The following is a 20,554-nucleotide window of genomic DNA, read 5'->3' on the forward strand; positions in this document are numbered from 1 at the left end:
CACCGATGGACAGGGGTAGAAAGCGATATGCAGCCTAACCATCGGCCTTGGAAACATTTACTTAAGCGTGTTTCAGGCTTGCCCTGTAAAAATAGTTACTACGCACACAATCAATGCGCGCCAGCCGCAGAACAGCCTGCGACTCTCGGCATCCGCGCACCGAAATAAGCCGCGCTGCCCACGCCCACCGCGCCCATCACCGCACTGAACATCACGCAGATCCATGGACTCCACGGCATCAGGCCGATCAGCAAAAGCGGTGTGACACTCGCCCATGCGGCGTAGGCGATGTTGTAGGTAAAGGAAATGCCCGAGACGCGAATCCGCGCCGGGAACAGGCTGACCATCACCGATGGCACCGCGCCAACCACCCCGCAGGACAGCCCTGCCACGGCGTAGGCCAGGCCAACCCAGTCGCCGCCCATGATCAGGCAGGCATACAGCACGCCGATGCCCAGCGGCAGCAGCAGGCTATAGAACATCACCGTGCGCCAGGCGCCGATGCGGTCGACCAGCAGCCCGGCGAGCACGCAGCCGATGTTCAAGAACACGATGCCCAGTGCGCTCAAGGCGAAGGTATGGCTGGCGGTCATGCCAAAGGTTTTCTGCATCATGGTCGGGGTGATGACCACGAACACCACCACGGCCGAGGTCAGCACACAGGTGAGAATCATCGCTGGCAAAATGGCCAGGCGATGCTCGCGCAAGACCGTGCGCAGCGGCAGTTCGCCGGCCGCCTCCCGCTGTGTCTGCATGGCCATGAACACCGGGGTTTCGCTGAGCCAGCGACGCAGCCAGACGCCAATCACGCCAAACACGCCGCCCAGCAGGAAGGGGTAACGCCAGGCGTAATCGAGGATTTCCGTTGGAGTGAACGCTTGCGCCAGGAAGGTTGCGGTCAATGCACCGATCAAATAACCGAAGGTCAGCCCCGCCTGCAAGAACCCCAGGGCATAGCCGCGATGGCCGACGGGCGCGTGCTCGGCGACGAATACCCAGGCACTGGGCACCTCGCCGCCCACCGCCGCGCCCTGGAGGATGCGCAGGGCCAACAGCAGCAAGGGCGCGAAATAGCCGATTTGCGCGTAGGTCGGCATGATCCCGATCAGCAGGCAAGGTAACGCCATCATCAGGATGCTCAGGCTGAAGACTTTCTTGCGTCCCAGACGGTCGGCGAAATGCGCCATCAGGATGCCGCCCAGCGGTCGCGCCAGATACCCGGTGACGAAGATCCCGAAGCTTTGCAGCAGGCGCAGCCACTCGGGCATTTCCGGCGGGAAGAACAACTGGCTGAGGGTCAGGGCGAAAAACACGAAGATGATGAAATCGTAGATTTCCAGCGCCCCGCCGAGCGCGGCGAGCCCGAGGGTCTTGTAGTCCGAGCGGTTGAACGGCGTCGGGCGCGAATTGGTGTTGGCAGTCATGAAAAGAACTCTGGCACGGGCAAAAACCAAGGCGCCCATGGTCTACGTAAACGCACCGGCGGACAACCCGTTAGACCAAAGTCCCATAGCCACGAAACAGCCCCGCAAAAATCCTCCGCTTGAATTAATGTTGGCATCTGTCCAGACGGGCGGTTACCGCCCCGAAGACCACGACAAACATAAAAATCCGAGGTACCCCCGTGGCCGCTGATATCGAAGATAGCCGCTCCGCCCGCTTTGCCCTGCGCTGCTCAAGCTTTGCCGAACGCTGGTTTCCCGACTCCTGGGTGTTTGCTGCCCTGGCGGTGATTATCGTGGCCCTGGCCACCATGGCCATGGGTGCCAAGCCCACCGATGCCGCGATGGCGTTCGGTGACGGCTTCTGGAGCCTGATCCCTTTCACCATGCAAATGGCCTTTGTGGTGATCGGTGGCTACGTGGTCGCCAGTTCGCCACCGGCGGTGAAACTGATCGACCGACTGGCAAAACTCCCGAAAAACGGCCGCTCCGCCGTGGCCTGGGTCGCGCTGATTTCCATGGTCGCGTCGTTGCTGAACTGGGGCTTGTCCCTGGTGTTCGGCGGATTGCTGGTGCGCGCCCTGGCCCGCCGCACCGATCTGAAAATGGACTACCGCGCCGCCGGTGCCGCCGCCTATCTGGGACTTGGCGCGGTATGGGCCTTGGGCCTGTCGTCGTCCGCGGCACAGTTGCAGGCCAACCCAGCGAGCCTGCCACCGTCGATTCTGTCGATCACCGGGGTGATTCCGTTCACGCAGACGATCTTTCTATGGCAGTCCGGCGTGATGCTACTGGCCTTGATCGTCATTTCGCTGATCATTGCCTATGCCACCGCCCCAGGTCCGAACTCGGCGCGTGATGCCAAGGCCTGCGGCGTCGATCCGAGTTTCAACCTGCCGCCGCTGCAACCGCGCACCCGTCCCGGCGAATGGCTGGAGTACAGTCCGCTACTGATGATCCTGCTGGTGCTGCTGGCCGGTGGCTGGCTGTTCCACGAGTTCTCGACCAAACCGGCGATCAGCGCGATTTCCGGGCTGAACACCTACAACTTCCTGTTTATCATGCTCGGCGCCCTGCTGCACTGGCGCCCGCGCAGCTTCCTCGACGCCGTGTCCCGCGCGGTGCCGACTACCACGGGCGTGCTGATCCAGTTTCCGCTGTACGGTTCGATTGCCGCGCTGATGACCACGGTGAAAGGCGCCGACGCGCAGACCCTGGCGCACCACATCTCGACGTTCTTCGTCAGCATTGCTTCCCACGACACCTATGCGTTGCTGATGGGTGTGTACTCGGCGATCCTCGGCTTCTTCATTCCGTCCGGTGGTGGCAAGTGGATCATCGAAGCGCCGTACGTGATGCAGGTGGCCAATGACCTGAACTATCACCTGGGCTGGGCCGTACAGATCTACAACGCCGCCGAAGCCCTGCCCAACCTGATCAACCCGTTCTACATGCTGCCGCTGCTGGGCGTGCTCGGGTTGAAGGCACGGGACCTGATCGGCTTCTCGTTCGTGCAATTGCTGGTGCACACACCGCTGGTATTGTTGCTGCTCTGGGCGCTGGGGACGACGCTGGCCTATACGCCACCGGTGATGCCGTAAGCAAACGTCCAACTGCGTCACGATATGGCGCTTTGGCTGCCTGATCCCCGCAAGAATGTGACGGGGCTCAGGCAGAAACACTGTCGTTTCATGAGTTCTAACGAAACCGACAGGTTGAAAGCCCCCTCTCCTACAAAACCTGTGGCGTTGTCCCACTCAATACAGGCGCAAGTCCTGACTCTTGCCGCCAGCAGTGTTGAATTAACCTGTCCCGGAGAATCAAACACCAAAACCCAAGGAAGACCCGATGACACCAATATCCAAAACATTGGAAGAGTTGATCAATGAAATTTACCAGGATGGCAACGTCTCGATAGCTGAGTACAAAGCTTTGCGAGACGATGCCGATCTCCGTATGAACGCGGTGGTGCAGGCGTTTGGTCAGCACAACAACGTGACGGCCTTTCAGAAAGCAGTGGATGTCACTATGCAACTCTTGCAAACCTCCGTTATCGATGCAAAAAAAGCCCGCCTGAACGACACCGGTGAAGCGATCGTCAGGGACGCGGTCACCGCACAAGTCGAATACCTGCGTGCCGGCAGCCAATTGGCACTGCGCCTTCTGTGATTGCCTGATATTTGAACCAGCCCGCAAAACACACGTTGCGGGCTGGATGCCATTGCTCCAAAAAAATGCCTGAGGCCTACTTTTTTGAGTCACTGAGTTGATCCAGTATGGTGTGTATCCGTAACGGGACCACGCTGAAAAGGATCTGAGCATGCTTAAACTCGCAGGACTTACCCTCGCAGCCCTCACCCTGAGTGCCACAGCCCATGCCGATATCAACCTGAAGCTGGGCAGTACCGAACGCGTTACCCGCCTCTTCGCCTATCCCAACAACTGCAACGTGATCTGCTTTCGCAACTGGACGCTAGAACAGACCGTCGAGCATTACCTGACCCAAAGCGTGCAGCGCGATGGCTACGGCGATGCGAAGGTTCTGGTCAAAACCGACAATGGTCAGCTCCATGCAGAAATCATCGGCGTGCCCGACGGCTATGAAAAACCTTTGGCCGCGCTGCTCGACGCCGGTGACCTGGCCTATAACGGCGCCAGCAAACTGAATGCCGATGGCAAGTGGGCGTATAGCTGGTATCTGTTCCTGCCGCTGGGCATGGCCCTGGAAAACCGCAAAAGCGTTGAGCTGCTGCACTTCCCGCCAGACTATTCGCTGACCCAGGCCCAGGATTACCTGAGGTCCGCCACCACGGATCGCTGGGCCACGCTGCTGACCGCCAACGGCATTCCGGCCGGGCAGACGCCGGGCTACCAGACAATCATCGACATCGCCCCGATTGCCGCGCCGTCCAACGCGGGCAAGGACCTCGAAGGCGTCTACGGCTACTTCAAGGATTACCAGAGCACCATGGTCAAGGAAGTCAGCCTGAACGCCAGCGGCGCAGCGCTGCCGATGGTCGCCTTCGGCACACCGGTGCGTAACTGGATCAAAGAGCAATACGGGCAGACAGTGAACGTGTTGAGCCTGGTGCAGATCACTCCGGACAACGGCGTGAAAGTCCCCGTATTGGGCTCCAACCACCCGAGCTACATTTGGTATGCCGCCGATCCGGCAAACTACACCGGCAGTGACGCCCAGGCCAAGGCCGATGCGGCAGGCCTGAAAGTCATGGGGCAGGATCTGAGTGCTGCGTGCTGGCAGGCCACCATGGGCCGCCAACCGGACAGCAATCCAGACCTTGAACTCAATACCTGCCGGCAAACCTGGCAAGTGGCCCAGAAAGAAAAAACCTGTGAGCTGTTCTACACCTCGATCCGCAACCTGTCGCCCCAGCAGGCTGCGGGTAAATGCGCGACAGCTTCGATCGTGACCCAGCTCAAGCAGCTCAAGGCCCCGGCGCCAGTCACGGCGAAGCCTGCTCCGCCGTTTTAACCCGATGAACGGCGGCCAGATCTGTCACTTATGACAGTAGACCGCCCGTTATAACTGCGAGAGGCTTGGGCTGAACTCATGTGCTGCTGTGCCAACAGGACCGTCGGCGCAAGGAAGTCGCAGCACCCAGCAGACAGGGATCGTTATGAAAGCTCACGCCCCTCGACGAAAAAACCCACAACCGCCGCAAGGTGTTTACCCCTTTTCGGAGCTACCCGTTCGCCTGGGATTTCCTTCCCTGGCCGACTTCGAAATCATTGAAAACGCCAAGGGCGAAGCCACGGCTATTGCCGCACGGCGTGAATTCCCGCGAATCACTCGTCTCTGCCGGGCATCAGGGCACTTGCTGCCCTATCGCTGCCGGCATACCCGCCAGCTCGCCCCGGGTGTGCACGTCTACGACCCGCGTTTCTGCGGACTGTTGCGACACTCCTGCGACCCCAATGTCTTTCTGGACTTGAGCGAGTTGTGGTTATGGGCGCTGAAGGACATCAACAAGGGCGACTGGCTGACCATGGACTTCGCCGCCAGCGAAGACAAACTGCAACGCCAGTTCGCCTGCCAGTGCGGCTCATACGAGTGCCGTGGCTGGATCACAGGCTATGATGAAGAGCCGAACGCCGACGGCCAGCTGTTTTTGCAGCAGTGGCGTCGGCGAAGCCTGTATTGAAAGGTTTTACAGAGGTTCGAACGGACGCAGGCGGTACTGCGGCGGCAGTTGCTCGAATCCGCTGATGGTCGCGTTCAGGCTCTTCCAGCGGCCATCCTTGATGCCGTAGATGCAGCCGTGGATCGACAGGCTCTGCCCGCGGTGCCAGGCGTTTTGCACAATGCTGGTATGCCCGACGTTCGCGACTTGCTGGATCACGTTCAGTTCGCAGAGGCGGTCGACGCGCTCCTCTTCGGTGGCATATTTGGCCAGTTCTTCACGTTTTTCATAATAGAGATCGCGAATCGAACGCAGCCAGCCGTCGATCAGGCCGAACTGGCGGTCCTGCATCGAAGCGCGCACACCGCCACAGCCATAGTGGCCGGTGACGAGAATGTGTTTGACCTTGAGCACATCGACCGCGTACTGAATCACCGACAGGCAGTTAAGGTCGGTGTGCAGCACGACGTTGGCCACATTACGGTGTACGAACAGATCGCCCGGTAGCATGCCGACGATCTCGTTGGCCGGCACACGGGCGTCGGAACAACCGATCCACAGGAACTCCGGGGTCTGTTGGCGAGCCAGCTTGGCGAAGAAGTCAGGATCTTCCTCCTTGATCGCAGCGGCCCAACGCTCGTTGTTATCAATCAGATCTTGTAATTCGTTCATGCTTTGAAGCCTCAAGAATGATGCGCAGCTTTGACTGACAACCGTCCGTCGGGGTCACGCGCGAAATGCAGATGCTCTCCTGATCCGGAACACGGGGCTCCATGCCGGTGGAATTCTCGGCAGCCAAGTAGGTCAACCGTAGTAAGGCCTACAGTATGAGGAATTACCATGAATGATTCACGACGTCCGTACGATGCGGTGCAGCCGGAACCCGTCGATGACAACGAAGACCGCATGGGCTCGGTGCGTGAGCTGGATTTCGACACCGAAGAACCCAGCGCCAGAATCGGTGACGAACTGCCGGAAAAGGAGCGCGAGCAACAGATGCCGCGCCAGCGCGGACGTGAAGCGGGCCTGACCGGTGCCTCGACCGGTGACCATCAACCTACCGACGACGACCTGAGCCCGGAAACCCTGATCCGTGAAGACGGCGCCCGGGATGCCCATGAGGCGGGCAATGATAGCCGCGCGGATTGGGACCTGAGCATCGTCGATGAGGACGATATTGGCGGTGGCAATGGTCTGGATGAGGCGGAACTGGCGCGGCGCGATCCTCTCGACAAAAAACGTTGAGCTCTACGGACATCCGTAGGAGCTGCCGAAGGCTGCGATCCTTTGATCCTTGAAAAGTTCGCAGCCTTCGGCAGCTCCTACAAGCTCAATCCACCAAAGTGCAGGCCATGACCACCGCATCTTCGCGCCCGCCCACCGCCGGGTAGTAATCCCGACGCCGGCCGATCTCGTTGAAACCATAACGCTCATACAGCTTGAACGCCGCGGTATTACTGTCGCGCACTTCCAGGAAACACTCCCGGGCGTCGGCCTTGTAGGCAATCGACATCAAATGCTCAAGCAATGTCAGCCCCAGGCCGCGGCCCTGGTTTTCCGGCTTGACCGTGATGTTCAGCAGGTGCGCCTCATCGAGGATGATCTGCACCACACCGTGGCCGACCTGTTGCTGACCTTCGAACATCAGCCAGATCTGATACTTGCCCAAGCCATCGAGGAAAATCCCGCGGGTCCAGGGATGGCTATAGGCCGCGTATTCGACTTTCAGTACGGTTTCCAGGTCCGCCTCGGTCATCGGGCGAAACGATACAGCATTACTCATTCGATTCTTTCCAGCGCGCCATCAGCCGACGCATGGCTTGCCAGACATCAGCCTTACGCTGTGGCTCTTCCATTAATAATTCCAGGCCCGGTACCGCCCAGGCCGAGCCCAGGCCTTCGATCTGCAACTCGTGATTGAACGCCTCGGCATCCGCTTCGCCGGCAAATCGCACCGCAGGCAGGCCGATCAGCCACAAGCAGGCGCAGGGCGTTTCTTCCATGCGCACCGAGAGAAAACCCTGCACGAAGTCGCGGGCCGCTTCCGGGCCCTGATCCATCGTGCCACGCACCAGCAGCGGCCAACGCACCGGCTCACCGACGATCTGCGGGCTGTCCGGCAGACCGGCGGCGCGCAGCATGTCTTTGAGCAGCAGATAGGCAGGATCGCGAGTCTGGAAGGATTCACCTGTGGGTAACTCCACCAGCAGCAGGCAACGCCCGGCCCGCAGCAATTGCAGGGCGAAACGCGGCGGCGGCACGACCGGCGCCTTGATCACGACCGCTGCCTCTTCGGCCTCTTCCACCGGTTTGGCCCCGGTGCGCGTGCTCGCCAGCGATGGTCGCGGTACCTCGATCTTCACCCGCTCGGCCGGCTTGGCCACAGGCGCTACCGGCGTCTGAGCCACAACTGCGGGCACGACAGGCGCGACCACAACCGGCTCGGGGATCTCCTCCAGCAGCTCGGGCCGCGACGGCGCGGCAAAGGGCAATTCGGTGCGCGGCAGCCAGTTGACCACCTGCATGGCGGCCAGATAAGCGCGACGACGGGACTCGATAAGCAAAGGTCGGCCACTTGTGGATAACTAAAGTGCGCTGATTCTACCGCCGTTCGCTCAAGATCGCCCGCAGTTGATCGATGCACATTACCGAAAAGAAGGCGACAGCCTGTCCCGAGATTGAATCGGATTGCCCCCGATGCAGTACAATCGCGGCTTTTAATCGCCAACCAGCCGGCCATTCCGATGATCGAACCCAAGCGCGTCTTGCGCGCCCTCGCTGAACACTGGGCACTTCTGGAGCCACTGTGCGAGCACTTCGACCAAGGCACACTGAGCCTGAACGAACTGCGCACGCAACTGGCCGCCCAGCAACTCGACAGTACGCCGCAGGACATCACCAGCCTGCTGGATGTGTGGATTCGCCTCGATATCCTGGTTCCCGTGGCCAAAAGCCCGAACCGCTTCGAGCTCAATGCGCAGATTCACGACTTCCTCGCCTATCTACGCCGCGAACACCGGCTGGGCCTGTGCCTGGAAATCGAAGCCTACCTGCGCCACCTCGAGCGTCTGGCCGGTTATATCCAGGACGCATTCGATATCCGCGACGGCAATGATCTGGCCCGCCAGTTGCGCCTGCTCGACATGCGGGTTCGCGATGTACTGAAAAAACTCGATAACGACGAACAGGCACTGGTGGCCGTCGCCGAACGGGCGAAAACCAGCGATCGGCAGATTCCGTTGCGCCAGCGTTACGCTGAAGTGCTGGCGACCTGGGACGAATACGTCGAGCCGATGATTGATCTGGTGAATGCCGACGGCGCCTTCGAACAAGGCGTGCGCAAGGTCGAAACCGTCCTGCTGAAGATGCTCAGCGAGCAGCAGCGCCTCGGCCACCTGGTCGACGACGACATGCTGCTGCGCACCCACGCGCGCATCCTCGAAATGCAGACCAGCGCCCAACTGACCCTGCGTCACGCCCGCGAGCTGTTGCTGCCGCTGCGTGAAGAAGCGCGCCGGCACAACGCCGTGACCCGTGGCGCCGCATTGGCCCTGTCGATGATCCGCCGCAAGGGCCTCGACGCCGTGCCACAAGCGGCGATGCCGATGTTCACTCGTCCGCAGAGCACCTTTCTCGGCAGTGCCAGTCAGGTCGAAGCCTACGTTTATGCCCTGGCCCGTTTCGAACCGAAACCGGCGCGCTTCCCCAAGGCTCACAAGACCCAGAAAGGCGAAGCGCCACGGGCGCCACGCACCGTTCGGGAAATGCTCGAACGCTGCGAAGACGCCCTGCCGATGCCGGACCTGATGACCTGGTTGCTGGAGCAGGAACCGGACGGCGCCACCGACGAATTGCTGTACTGGTTCTCGCGTCTGTCGCGGGAAAAACGTTTCAAGCGCGAGCGTCTGGAACGTCGCCAATACCATACTCACGAGCATCAGGTCAGCCTGCGCTCCTTCGCCCTGCTCTCGGTCAGCGACACCGCCGCCGAGGATTCTGCGAGCACTCCTTATGCATCTTGATCTATCCGAACTGTCCCATCTGGCACCGATCTTTCGCGAGCTGTTCAAGGGTTACCACGTCAGCCGCCGCGATCCGGAACTGTACGCACAGTTGTCGAACTTTCAGGACCAGTACCGCACGCTGTTCAAGGCCCTGGGCTTTGAACTGGTCTGTGACACCCGCGGTTTCTACTACTTCGTGCCGGACCTCGCGGCGGCTGCGGTGAACAAGACCGCCCAGCGGCTTGCGCTGTTCACCTTCATCCTCGTCGAGCACCTGGCCGACCAGGGCCGCGACCCGATCTCCGTGCTCGATGGCGGCAGTCTCGGCCGCGATGAGCTGCCGTCGTTGCTGGAAAAGTACCGCGACCTGTTCATCCAGGCCGAAGTGCAGACCCAGGACGAACTGGAAGAAAAGATCATGCGCCGCATGACCCAGCTCGGCTTTGCCAGCGAAGAAAACGGCATCTACCGTTTCCTGCCGCCGATGCACCGCTTCCTCGATGTGTGCCTGTCGGTGCAGCAGGACCGCGACCTGGCCGCCAGCCTGCACAGCGTCCTGCCGTTGCCGGTGCCGGTACTGATCGACGAAGACAGCGACGAAAAACTGCTGCAGACCGACGATCCGCTCGATCTGAGTGAGTTCGAGGGTGAAAGCGAAGAAGACGCACTGGCCCGGGCCATTGCCGAAGAACAGGAGCTCGACGCATGAGCAAGGAACGTTACGGCATCCGCCGCTTTGCCCTTTTGAACACCGCTGGCTACAGCCTCGGCCTGTTCCCGCTGGAAGAACCTCTGTCGGTGTACGGCGCGAACAACCTCGGTAAATCCGCCTCGATCAACGCCCTGCAGTTCCCGATTCTGGCGCGCATGTCGGACATGAGCTTCGGCAAGTACAGCCTGGAACAATCCCGGCGCTTCTACTTCGCCTCAGACACCAGTTACATCCTGGTGGAAGTGAACCTGCCCCACGGCCCCCACGTGATCGGCGTGGTCGGCCGCGGCCCGGGCGGCGGTTTCGGTCACCAGTTCTTTGCCTATGCCGGCAAACTGGACCTGGCCCACTATCAGAAAAACGACACCTGCCTGCGCCAGAAAGAATTGTTCACCAACCTTGAGCGCGAAGGCCTGAAAGCCTACGAACTCAAGCCGGACGAACTGCGCCGTTTGCTGGTCGGCGGTCACACCTCGATCCCGCTGGACCTGACGCTGATTCCATTGCGCTCCACCAGCGAGCAGAGCCTGAAGACCTTCCGCGCGCTGTTCATCAACCTGCTGCACATGCGCGAAATCACCGCGGCCAAGCTCAAGCAGCTGTTCCTCGATGCCTTCGAACACAGCCTGCGCTCCGGCAGCGTCGACTACATCGCCGCGTGCGAAGAAGCGTTCCGCGATGTACGACGCATGGAGCAGGACTACAACTCGCTGGTCGCCGCCGGCCCGCTGGTCGAAGCCCTGGCCAACGGCGTGAAGCAACGCGACATCCTGCGTGGCAAGCTGCACCGGATCTCGCCGCTGCTCGACTCCTTGCTCGGCACCTGGTCGGACTATGCCAGTGCGCGCAAGGAAGAACTGACCATTCAGTCCGAACACTACCGCAACGAGCAGGATGCCCTGCAAAACGACCAGCGCGGCGGTACCCAGGAACTGATGCGTCTGGAGCGGGAAATCACCGGCATCCAGCGCTGGCTCGGCGAATTGTCGGTGCTCAAGCATCGCTTTGCCCTGGTCGATGACGTCAAGGTGCTGGAACAGCAACTGCTGGCCGCCAAGGACGCCCACGACGAACTGGCCGGTGCGCTGGCACAGTCCCGACAGTTCAGCGCCGAAGACCTCGAAGAGCGTCTGCGCGATCTGGAAAAACGCCTGAAGTCGGTCAAGCAGCAACTCGATCACGCCGACAACAACAGCTACGCCCGCCTGCGTGAAGAGTTCTCGCAACAGGACGTCGAACGCCTGATGCGCTTGTTCAACAGCGCGCTGTTCAGCCTGCCATTGGGCGAACACGGCATCACCCTCGACGAGAACGGCGACTGGGTGAAATCCGTGGAGCTGATCCTCGACGGTTTCAAAGGCGAACGCTTCGAAGTACCGGGGCTGTCCATCGACATTTCCCACATCGAGCCGCCGGCCCTGCAAGCGCTGGCTGACCGCGCGGCCCTGCGCGACCAGAAAGAGCGCCTGGACAAAGAACTCAAGCAACTCAAGACCCAGCAAGCCGTGGCCGCCGACCGCGCCGCGAGCAAGACCCAGACCGAAGCGCTGTACCAGCAAGTGCTGGATGCGCAGAAAGCCCTGGAAGATTTCCGTCGCGCGCAAACCCTGAGCGCCGAGGAAGGCGACAAGCTGGAACAGTTGGCGCAAATGGAAGCCGCCCAGGACGAGCTGAAGCGTTCCAGCGATGCCTTCACCGAACGTGTCCAGCAACTGTCGGCCAAGCTGCAACTGGTCGGCCGCCAGATCGGCGACATGGAAGCCAAGCAACGCACCCTCGACGACGCCCTGCGCCGTCGCCAGTTGTTGCCGGCGGACCTGCCGTTCGGCACACCGTTCATGGACCCGATCGACGACTCCATGGACAACCTGCTGCCACTGCTAAACGACTATCAGGACAGCTGGCAAGGCCTGCTGCGGGCCGACGGACAGATCGAAGCGCTGTACGCTCAGGTGCGCCTCAAGGGCGTGGCCAAGTTCGACAGCGAAGACGATATGGAGCGTCGCTTGCAACTGCTGATCAACGCCTATGCGCACCGTACCGACGAAGCCCTGACCCTGGGCAAGGCTCGCCGCGCCGCCGTGACGGACATCGCCCGGACCCTGCGCAACATCCGCAGCGACTACGACAGCCTCGAACACCAACTGGCGCTGTTCAACCGCGAGATCAACAAACGTCAGGTCTCCAACCTGCAAAGCTTCCGCATCGTGCTCGCCCCGAACAAGGAAGCGCTCAAGCACATCGACCAGATCATCCACAGCGCCGGTCAGTACGAAGAAGGCGAAACCCTGTCTGTCTTCGACCTGAGCCAAAGCGCCGAGCAGGACAACAAGAACGAAGAGGCTAAGGAGTATCTGGCGCGGCTGGTGGCGGCCAACCACAACCAGCTCGGTCTCAAGGACTTGTTCGAACTGGCGTTCGAGATCACCAAGGTCAATGGCCAACCGGTGATCCACACCGACATCGACGGCGCCGCTTCCAACGGCACCACCATGACCATCAAGGCGCTGACCAACATGTACTTGTTGCTGCACTTGATGGACCGTGACCAGGCCGGTCGTGTGCGCCTGCCGTACTACCTCGACGAGGCAGCGGACATCGATGAGAAGAACCAGGCCGCCTTGCTGGAAACCAGTCTGCAGCTGGGCTTCGTGCCGATCCTGGCGAGCGTGAAGCCGCAGGTCTGCGCCAGTGTCGCCATCGACCTGGAAGGCGGCAGCGGCCCGGCCGGCATCTACATCGACGAGGCGGACTGGAAATACATCCGTCGTCACGATCAGGTGAAGGCGACGGTCAACGAGCAAGCGGATGAGCCGGAGCTGGATGCGGTCTGAGGCTTGAATCGAAGGCAATGAAAAAGGCCGCGGTCCAATGGATCGCGGCCTTTTTCATAGGGGTGTCATTTAGCTTTGCAGTGAACTTCAGGGCCTCTTCGCGGGTAAGCCCGCTCCCACATTTGATCGCATTTCTTCAGGAACAACCCCGGACTTGCCCCGGGCGGCGCTCCGAAGGCGTCATCACAGACGCCTGAGCAGTTCCAGACTACTTGCCGATGGAAATCTTCGGCGCCCAGCCCAGCCATTCCTCTTCGAACTTGTCGAACAACGCGAACGTCTGCTCCGGTCGTGCCGGACTGCCCATGCGCTCGCCATCCGGCGTGGCAAAGGCGACACCGCCCTGAATCATCGTCTCCAGTGATTCAGTACGCACCGTTGCACCTCTGAACAGACCGACATCAAAGTCGAAACCGCTGGTGTTCCAGAACCGTGTACCGCTGCGTACCAGTGGCGCGTACTTCGGTTCGATCAGGATATGGATCAGGACGCGATCAGCGGTCTGGCCCAGCTCATAACCGGTCACCTTGCCCACGGTGATTTCGCGATAGGTCACCGGCACACCGGCCTTCAGCGAACCACGACGAGCCGCGCTCAGCACCAGACTCAATCCCGCTTCCTGCTTGGCTGTTTCGGGCGCGGCGGCCAAAGCGACAAAGTTCTTCTGCGGTCCCAGGTTTTTCTGCGCCGGTTGCACCTCGATGTATTGCCCGGTCACCAGGGTTTCGAGGTTGGACGTCTTGATCAGTCCCAGTTCAGGCTTGACCACCCAGAACTGACTGCCGACCCGTGCTATACGCTCCGGCACTTCGGTAATCCGCGCGGTCAGCAGCACCGATTGCAGGTCCTCGCTGAGATCAACATCCTCCACCTTGCCGACATCCAGCCCCTTGAAACGAATCGGAGTGCCGGTATGCAGGCCATCAGCGCGATCGAGCTTGAGCGTGATGACTTCGCCTTTCTGCGTGGCGTCTTCATGGTTCGCAAACAGACGGAAACGTGGAATACGCTTCTGCAACGGGGCGTTGTCCTGCGGGGTCTCGAAGGCAATGCCGCCGGCCATCAAGCTCTGCAACGATTCGCTTTTAACCTGGACCCCGCCAGTCAGACCACCCGTGAGGGTGATGCCACTGGCGTTCCAGAAGCGCGTCGAGGCGTTGACCAGGCCTTCGTATTCCTTCTCGATGTGCACGCCAATGATCAGTCGTTTCTTGGTGCGCGAGAACTGATAGCTCTGTACGGAGCCGACTTTGACCTGTTTGTAGAGAACCGGGCTGCCGACTTCCAGCGAACCGAGGTTTTCCGTGAACAACACCAGGTGCAGGCCGGGTGCACGCAGGTCCAGCGGTGGTGCCTTTGCCCGTGCCGCAAACTCTCGCTGTGGCGCCGAACCCTTGTCGCCAGGCCGCACAGCGATGTAGTTGCCTTTGACCAACGCCTCGAGGCCGGTAATCCCCGCCAGGGAAATCGACGGTTTGACCACCCAGAACTGGGTGCCTTCGACCAGGTAATCCTCGGCCAACGGGTCCATCGTCAACTCGGCGGTCGCGCCGGACAGATCCGCATCGACCTTCAGCGTTTTCAGGCTGCCCACCTGAATACCCTTGTACATCACCGGTGTGCGACCGGCCTGCAAGCCGTCGAAATCACTGAGCTTGACCTTCACCCGGATACCGGCGGCGGCGGCATCAAAGTCTTCATAAAGCCTGAATGGCAGGCTCGGGTCGGTAGGCGGGCTGTCCTTGCGGTTTTCAGGTGTAGCGAAGGCAATGCCACCGGCGACGATGCTGGCCAGGGACTCACTGCGGACCTTCACACCCGACAGATTGGCGTCGATGCTGATGCCGCTGGCGTTCCAGAAACGTGTATGTTTGCGCACCAGTTTGGCGTAAGTCGGCTCAATGAAGACCTTGAGCTCGACGGTGTTCTGGTCCTCGGACAACACATAGCTTTTGATCTGGCCCACTTTGATCTGTTTATAGAACACCGGACTGCCACGGTTCAGCGAGCCCAGGCGGTCGGCCTTGATGGTCAAGTGCAAACCGGGCTGGGCATCGGAGAGCGGCGGTTCCTGGGCCAAGGCCTTGAACTTGCGGACGGGCTCGCCTTCCCCCGGGCTGATGGCGACATAGTTACCTGAAACCAGCGTCTCGAGACCGGTGATCCCTGCCAGCGTAACGCTCGGCTTGACCAGCCAGAAACGCGTGCTGGTTCGCAGGTATGGCTCTACATCCTTGTTCATTTCGATGCTGGCAATCACACCTTTGGAACTGCCTTCGTCATCGAGCTTGAGGCTTTTGACCTTGCCGACCGACATACCTTTATAGACAACTTCGGTCTTGTTGGCCTGAATGCCCTCGCCACTCTCAAAACGCACCTGAATCTCGATACCGGTCTCACTATAGGCCCGCCAGCCGAGCCAGCCGCCGATGATCAAGGCGATCAGAGGCAACACCCAAATGGCAGACCAGTTCGAAGCCGGTCGGGTTTTCGCTACAGGCAAATCAGTCATGGTCGTCGTCCGACTCCGTGTTATCCCAAATCAGTCGGGGATCAAAAGTTACTGCGGCAAGCATCGTCAGAATCACCACCGTGGCGAAAGCGATGGCGCCAAGATTGGCTTCGATGCTGGCAAGCCGCCCAAAATTCACAACCGCCACGAGGATGGCGATCACAAAAATATCGAGCATCGACCAGCGGCCGATGAATTCAATGAAACGGTACATCCAGATACGCTGGCGAGCCGAAAGGGGCTGACGGCGCTGCACGGAAAACAGCAGCAGGCCGATGCCCACCAGCTTGAAGGTGGGCACCAGGATACTGGCGATAAACACCACGGCCGCAATGGGGAACATGCCGTAGTGCACAAGTTCGATTACACCCGCCATGATCGTGCTGGGCGCACCTTTGCCCAGGGAGTTCACGGTCATGATCGGCAACAAGTTGGCCGGTATGTAAAGAATGGCGGCGGTAATCAGCAATGCCCAGGTCCGCACCAGGCTATTCGGGCTGCGGGCATGCACCAGCGCCCCGCAGCGCGTACAGACTTGCTCGTCGGTATCAGCTTCCTGCCTGTTCAATTCATGACATTCCTTGCAAATCAGAATGCCTGCATCAATCGCCCGCATGGGCATCCTCTCCTGATAACGCCTGCCAGATCTGGTGAGGCGACATTACGACCTCCAGCCAGACTTGAATCAGCAACATTCCAATGAAGCACACCAGGCCGAGGCCTACAGTGATGGCTGCCATATCTGCCAGCTTGACGATAGCCACCAGTACGCCCATGAAGTAAACCTCGAGCATCCCCCATTCGCGTATATGGTGATAAATGCGATAGAGCAACAAGCCGTAGCTGCGTCCGACATCGAAACGGATACTCAACAATACGGCCAGTTGGCACAGCAGCTTGAGCAGCGGGATCCCCATGCTGCACAGGAACACAATCACTGAAACGCTTTGCATGCCCGTGTCAAAAAGGGCGACAACACCGCTCCAGACAGTGTCTTGCGAAGACTGCCCGAGTAGATTGAGCTGCATGATGGGCAAAAAATTCGCCGGAATAAACAACAACAAGGCGGCGATAACCAGGGCGAGACTGCGCTGTACGACGTTGTACCGATTGGCATAAAGCTCGTAGCCACAGCGCGGGCACAGGGCTTTTTCGCCATGGGCGAGTTCGGGTTTACGCATGAGCAAGTCGCACTCATGGCAGGCAACCAGATTTTCTAGTGGTAATTCTGACAGCCCTTGGGCGTCAACCGGATCCGGCATAAAGGCTCTGACTCTGAAAAAGTTGGACCTATTCTAGTGCCATGAGCTGAAAATAACTGTGCAAAATGTGCAACGAGCAGCTCTGTTTTTTTCACGCACAAAAACAAAACCCCAACTGCTTTCGCAATTGGGGTTTCGGAATTTAATCTTGACGATGACCTACTCTCACATGGGGAAACCCCACACTACCATCGGCGATGCATCGTTTCACTGCTGAGTTCGGGATGGGATCAGGTGGTTCCAACGCTCTATGGTCGTCAAGAAATTCGGGTACTGAGTCGTGGCCGGTTGGCCTCGCTTCAGCAAATTGGGTATGCGATAGTTTGGTGTTTTGTGAGTATCTCGAACTTTCGGTTCGTTTCGTCTTCACACACCGCAATCTGGCCTCTTTCGTTTCTTCAACTAGGAGCAGCAAATTGCTTGGGTGTTATATGGTCAAGCCTCACGGGCAATTAGTATTGGTTAGCTCAACGCCTCACAGCGCTTACACACCCAACCTATCAACGTCGTAGTCTTCGACGGCCCTTCAGGGGACTCAAGGTCCCAGTGAGATCTCATCTTGAGGCAAGTTTCCCGCTTAGATGCTTTCAGCGGTTATCTTTTCCGAACATAGCTACCCGGCAATGCCACTGGCGTGACAACCGGAACACCAGAGGTTCGTCCACTCCGGTCCTCTCGTACTAGGAGCAGCCCCTCTCAAATCTCAAACGTCCACGGCAGATAGGGACCGAACTGTCTCACGACGTTCTAAACCCAGCTCGCGTACCACTTTAAATGGCGAACAGCCATACCCTTGGGACCGGCTTCAGCCCCAGGATGTGATGAGCCGACATCGAGGTGCCAAACACCGCCGTCGATATGAACTCTTGGGCGGTATCAGCCTGTTATCCCCGGAGTACCTTTTATCCGTTGAGCGATGGCCCTTCCATACAGAACCACCGGATCACTAAGACCTACTTTCGTACCTGCTCGACGTGTCTGTCTCGCAGTCAAGCGCGCTTTTGCCTTTATACTCTACGACCGATTTCCGACCGGTCTGAGCGCACCTTCGTACTCCTCCGTTACTCTTTAGGAGGAGACCGCCCCAGTCAAACTACCCACCATACACTGTCCTCGATCCGGATAACGGACCTGAGTTAGAACCTCAAAGTTGCCAGGGTGGTATTTCAAGGTTGGCTCCACGCGAACTGGCGTCCACGCTTCAAAGCCTCCCACCTATCCTACACAAGCAAATTCAAAGTCCAGTGCAAAGCTATAGTAAAGGTTCACGGGGTCTTTCCGTCTAGCCGCGGATACACTGCATCTTCACAGCGATTTCAATTTCACTGAGTCTCGGGTGGAGACAGCGCCGCCATCGTTACGCCATTCGTGCAGGTCGGAACTTACCCGACAAGGAATTTCGCTACCTTAGGACCGTTATAGTTACGGCCGCCGTTTACCGGGGCTTCGATCAAGAGCTTCGCGTTAGCTAACCCCATCAATTAACCTTCCGGCACCGGGCAGGCGTCACACCCTATACGTCCACTTTCGTGTTTGCAGAGTGCTGTGTTTTTAATAAACAGTCGCAGCGGCCTGGTATCTTCGACCGGCGTGGGCTTACGGAGCAAGTCCTTCACCCTCACCGGCGCACCTTCTCCCGAAGTTACGGTGCCATTTTGCCTAGTTCCTTCACCCGAGTTCTCTCAAGCGCCTTGGTATTCTCTACCCAACCACCTGTGTCGGTTTGGGGTACGGTTCCTGGTTACCTGAAGCTTAGAAGCTTTTCTTGGAAGCATGGCATCAACCACTTCGTGTTCTAAAAGAACACTCGTCATCAGCTCTCGGCCTTGGAATCCCGGATTTACCTAAGATTCCAGCCTACCACCTTAAACTTGGACAACCAACGCCAAGCTGGCCTAGCCTTCTCCGTCCCTCCATCGCAATAACCAGAAGTACAGGAATATTAACCTGTTTTCCATCGACTACGCTTTTCAGCCTCGCCTTAGGGACCGACTAACCCTGCGTCGATTAACGTTGCGCAGGAAACCTTGGTCTTTCGGCGTGGGTGTTTTTCACACCCATTGTCGTTACTCATGTCAGCATTCGCACTTCTGATACCTCCAGCAAGCTTCTCAACTCACCTTCACAGGCTTACAGAACGCTCCTCTACCGCATCATCCGAAGATGATACCCGTAGCTTCGGTGTATGGTTTGAGCCCCGTTACATCTTCCGCGCAGGCCGACTCGACTAGTGAGCTATTACGCTTTCTTTAAAGGGTGGCTGCTTCTAAGCCAACCTCCTAGCTGTCTAAGCCTTCCCACATCGTTTCCCACTTAACCATAACTTTGGGACCTTAGCTGACGGTCTGGGTTGTTTCCCTTTTCACGACGGACGTTAGCACCCGCCGTGTGTCTCCCATGCTCGGCACTTGTAGGTATTCGGAGTTTGCATCGGTTTGGTAAGTCGGGATGACCCCCTAGCCGAAACAGTGCTCTACCCCCTACAGTGATACATGAGGCGCTACCTAAATAGCTTTCGAGGAGAACCAGCTATCTCCGAGCTTGATTAGCCTTTCACTCCGATCCACAGGTCATCCGCTAACTTTTCAACGGTAGTCGGTTCGGTCCTCCAGTCAGTGTTACCTAACCTTCAACCTGCCCATGGATAGATCGCCCGGTTTCGGGTCTATTCCCAGCGACTAGACGCCCTATTAAGACTCGCTTTCGCTACGCCTCCCCTATTCGGTTAAGCTCGCCACTGAAAATAAGTCGCTGACCCATTATACAAAAGGTACGCAGTCACCCAACAAAGTGGGCTCCCACTGCTTGTACGCATACGGTTTCAGGATCTATTTCACTCCCCTCTCCGGGGTTCTTTTCGCCTTTCCCTCACGGTACTAGTTCACTATCGGTCAGTCAGTAGTATTTAGCCTTGGAGGATGGTCCCCCCATATTCAGACAAAGTTTCTCGTGCTCCGTCCTACTCGATTTCATGACCAAGAGATTTTCGCGTACAGGGCTATCACCCACTATGGCCGCACTTTCCAGAGCGTTCCGCTAATCTCAAAGCCACTTAAGGGCTAGTCCCCGTTCGCTCGCCACTACTAAGGGAATCTCGGTTGATTTCTTTTCCTCAGGGTACTTAGATGTTTCAGTTCCCCTGGTTCGCCTCTTGCACCTATGTATTCAGTACAAGATAACCATCTTATGATGGCTGGGTTCCCCCATTCAGACATCTCCGGATCAAAGTCTGTTTGCCGACTCCCCGAAGCTTTTCGCAGGCTACCACGTCTTTCATCGCCTCTGACTGCCAAGGCATCCACCGTATGCGCTTCTTCACTTGACCATATAACCCCAAGCAATCTGGTTATACTATGAAGACGACATTCGCCGAAAATTCGATTGAGCTCCTAAGAGCAACTCACAAATTTTACCTTAGCCTGATCCGTTACCAGTGAAAGTAACGTTCAGTCTATCTTTCTATCACATACCCAAATTTTTAAAGAACGATCTAATCAAAAGACTAGAAATCAATATTCACATCGGAATACTCATTTCTAAACTTTCAGAAGCAGTTATATGGTGGAGCCAAACGGGATCGAACCGTTGACCTCCTGCGTGCAAGGCAGGCGCTCTCCCAGCTGAGCTATGGCCCCATAACAAAATT

Annotated in this window: 15 protein-coding genes, 2 tRNA genes and 2 rRNA genes (1 of these 19 running past the window's edge); 8 read left to right on the plus strand and 11 right to left on the minus strand. The window is 58.5% G+C overall.

The window, feature by feature from the left end; genetic code table 11:
- Positions 1-110: 110 nt before the first annotated feature.
- A complete protein-coding gene (locus tag AB4O40_RS12990; protein ID WP_460054244.1) occupies positions 111-1,424 on the minus strand; it encodes an MFS transporter in 1,314 nt (437 codons plus the stop codon).
- A 200-nt stretch (positions 1,425-1,624) separates the two neighbouring features.
- Here AB4O40_RS12990 and AB4O40_RS12995 point away from each other — a divergent pair, with 200 nt between their 5' ends.
- The 4 genes from AB4O40_RS12995 to AB4O40_RS13010 all read left to right on the plus strand — a co-directional run bounded on the left by AB4O40_RS12995 (position 1,625) and on the right by AB4O40_RS13010 (position 5,605).
- Entirely contained in the window at positions 1,625-3,043 is a 1,419-nt protein-coding gene (locus AB4O40_RS12995; protein ID WP_056726301.1) for a short-chain fatty acid transporter, read from the plus strand.
- A 247-nt stretch (positions 3,044-3,290) separates the two neighbouring features.
- Positions 3,291-3,611, plus strand: a complete 321-nt coding sequence (locus AB4O40_RS13000) for a hypothetical protein (RefSeq protein ID WP_056726302.1) — start codon at positions 3,291-3,293, stop codon at positions 3,609-3,611.
- Between the two features lie 151 nt (positions 3,612-3,762).
- Positions 3,763-4,935 carry a hypothetical protein gene (locus AB4O40_RS13005; protein ID WP_414919014.1) on the plus strand — a complete coding sequence of 391 codons (1,173 nt, stop codon included), beginning with the start codon at positions 3,763-3,765 and terminating at the stop codon, positions 4,933-4,935.
- Positions 4,936-5,080: 145 nt separating this feature from the next.
- Positions 5,081-5,605: an SET domain-containing protein gene (locus AB4O40_RS13010; protein ID WP_056726304.1), complete on the plus strand. Its 525-nt coding sequence runs from the start codon at positions 5,081-5,083 to the stop codon at positions 5,603-5,605.
- A gap of 6 nt (positions 5,606-5,611) precedes the next feature.
- Here AB4O40_RS13010 and can read toward each other — a convergent pair whose 3' ends face one another.
- Positions 5,612-6,256, minus strand: a complete 645-nt coding sequence (gene can, locus AB4O40_RS13015; protein ID WP_008046121.1) for a carbonate dehydratase — start codon at positions 6,254-6,256, stop codon at positions 5,612-5,614.
- A 168-nt stretch (positions 6,257-6,424) separates the two neighbouring features.
- On the opposite strand from can, the gene AB4O40_RS13020 reads away from it, so the two are divergent.
- Positions 6,425-6,829, plus strand: a complete 405-nt coding sequence (locus AB4O40_RS13020; RefSeq protein WP_056726305.1) for a hypothetical protein — start codon at positions 6,425-6,427, stop codon at positions 6,827-6,829.
- Between the two features lie 85 nt (positions 6,830-6,914).
- Here AB4O40_RS13020 and rimI read toward each other — a convergent pair whose 3' ends face one another.
- Positions 6,915-7,367 carry a ribosomal protein S18-alanine N-acetyltransferase gene (gene rimI, locus AB4O40_RS13025; protein ID WP_056726306.1) on the minus strand — a complete coding sequence of 151 codons (453 nt, stop codon included), beginning with the start codon at positions 7,365-7,367 and terminating at the stop codon, positions 6,915-6,917.
- Complete coding sequence (locus AB4O40_RS13030; RefSeq protein WP_056726307.1) at positions 7,360-8,109, minus strand: hypothetical protein; 750 nt, start codon at positions 8,107-8,109, stop codon at positions 7,360-7,362. Before AB4O40_RS13030 ends, rimI begins: the two co-directional genes overlap by 8 nt.
- A 219-nt stretch (positions 8,110-8,328) precedes the next feature.
- Between AB4O40_RS13030 and mksB the strand changes: the two genes are divergently transcribed.
- From mksB to mksF, 3 genes are read left to right on the plus strand one after another with little or no spacing between them, the layout of a single operon-like run.
- Complete coding sequence (mksB, locus tag AB4O40_RS13035) at positions 8,329-9,606, plus strand: Mks condensin complex protein MksB (protein WP_056726308.1); 1,278 nt, start codon at positions 8,329-8,331, stop codon at positions 9,604-9,606.
- Positions 9,596-10,297: an Mks condensin complex protein MksE gene (mksE, locus tag AB4O40_RS13040; protein WP_056726309.1), complete on the plus strand. Its 702-nt coding sequence runs from the start codon at positions 9,596-9,598 to the stop codon at positions 10,295-10,297. The genes mksB and mksE overlap by 11 nt, the downstream gene beginning before the upstream one ends.
- A complete protein-coding gene (gene mksF / locus AB4O40_RS13045) occupies positions 10,294-13,134 on the plus strand; it encodes an Mks condensin complex protein MksF (RefSeq protein ID WP_056726310.1) in 2,841 nt (946 codons plus the stop codon). Before mksE ends, mksF begins: the two co-directional genes overlap by 4 nt.
- A 208-nt stretch (positions 13,135-13,342) precedes the next feature.
- On the opposite strand, the gene AB4O40_RS13050 is transcribed toward mksF, so the two are convergent.
- The 7 genes from AB4O40_RS13050 to AB4O40_RS13080 all read right to left on the minus strand — a co-directional run.
- Positions 13,343-15,646: a PqiB family protein gene (locus tag AB4O40_RS13050; RefSeq protein ID WP_056726311.1), complete on the minus strand. Its 2,304-nt coding sequence runs from the start codon at positions 15,644-15,646 to the stop codon at positions 13,343-13,345.
- A complete protein-coding gene (locus tag AB4O40_RS13055; RefSeq protein ID WP_046043780.1) occupies positions 15,639-16,262 on the minus strand; it encodes a paraquat-inducible protein A in 624 nt (207 codons plus the stop codon). Before AB4O40_RS13055 ends, AB4O40_RS13050 begins: the two co-directional genes overlap by 8 nt.
- Positions 16,249-16,908, minus strand: a complete 660-nt coding sequence (locus AB4O40_RS13060) for a paraquat-inducible protein A (protein ID WP_056726312.1) — start codon at positions 16,906-16,908, stop codon at positions 16,249-16,251. The genes AB4O40_RS13055 and AB4O40_RS13060 overlap by 14 nt, the downstream gene beginning before the upstream one ends.
- 146 nt (positions 16,909-17,054) lie before the next feature.
- A 5S ribosomal RNA gene (rrf, locus tag AB4O40_RS13065) occupies positions 17,055-17,170 on the minus strand.
- 169 nt (positions 17,171-17,339) lie between these two features.
- Positions 17,340-20,233, minus strand: a 23S ribosomal RNA gene (locus AB4O40_RS13070).
- A 234-nt stretch (positions 20,234-20,467) separates the two neighbouring features.
- Positions 20,468-20,543 (minus strand) — tRNA-Ala (locus AB4O40_RS13075).
- A gap of 10 nt (positions 20,544-20,553) precedes the next feature.
- A tRNA-Ile gene (locus tag AB4O40_RS13080) sits at position 20,554 on the minus strand; it runs 76 nt beyond the window's last position.

This window comes from Pseudomonas sp. S2_F07 (assembly GCF_054668325.1).